The sequence below is a fragment of the Nocardioides terrigena genome, assembly GCF_003047265.1.
Lineage (GTDB): Bacteria > Actinomycetota > Actinomycetes > Propionibacteriales > Nocardioidaceae > Nocardioides > Nocardioides terrigena.
This window is the reverse complement of sequence record NZ_PZYY01000058.1, coordinates 1-687: the sequence shown is the minus strand read 5'-3', so window position 1 is coordinate 687 and position 687 is coordinate 1. Positions and strand designations below refer to the sequence as shown.

Sequence of the window (687 nt, the reverse complement as noted above, 5' to 3'; positions counted from 1 at the left end):
GGAAGGATCGCTGCGCCGCAGCGATATCTACCGCATGGCCCGCGCCCTGGTTGAGCAGTTCATCGCCGGCTACCCGTGCGCGCCGGCCACCATTACCCTGGATCTCGACCACACCGACGATGCCACCCATGGCCAACAAGCGCTTTCCTTTTACAACCATCATTACGGCCACCATTGCTACCTGCCCTTGCTGGTGTTCGAGGCGAACTCCGGCGCCTTGGTGACCGCCGTGCTGCGTCCCGGCAAGCGCCCGACCGGGGCAGAGAACGCCATGATCATGAAGCGCGTGCTGGGCTTGTTGCGGCGGCACTGGCCACAGACCCATATCCTGCTGCGCGGCGATGGTCATTTCTCCAACCCCGAGTTGATGCGGTTGATCGTTGCCGATGGCAACGCCGATTTCGTCTTCGGCCTGGCGGGCAATGCCGTCCTGTTGCGCCAGGCTGAGGGCTTGATGAAGAATGCGCGCGGGCATCTTGCCCTGCGCCGGTCTCTGGCCGATCAAGGTCTGGGGCCTGCCGTTGCTGCAGTACGCCTGTTCGGTGACTTCGAGTATGCGGCCAAGTCCTGGCCGCAAGCCTTTCGGGTGGTGGTCAAGGCCGAAGTCCTGCCGGGCAGCGGCGGATTGCCGGACAAGGACAACGAACGCTTCGTGGTGACCTCGCTGCGAGGTCCATCACCCCGCAC

The 687-nt window shown here is 64.0% G+C and carries 1 protein-coding gene; it reads left to right on the top strand.

The window, feature by feature from the left end:
• Nucleotides 1–687, top strand: a 687-nt coding sequence (locus DAE25_RS22815) for an IS1380 family transposase (protein ID WP_107768564.1), incomplete at both ends; no start/stop codon positions are given.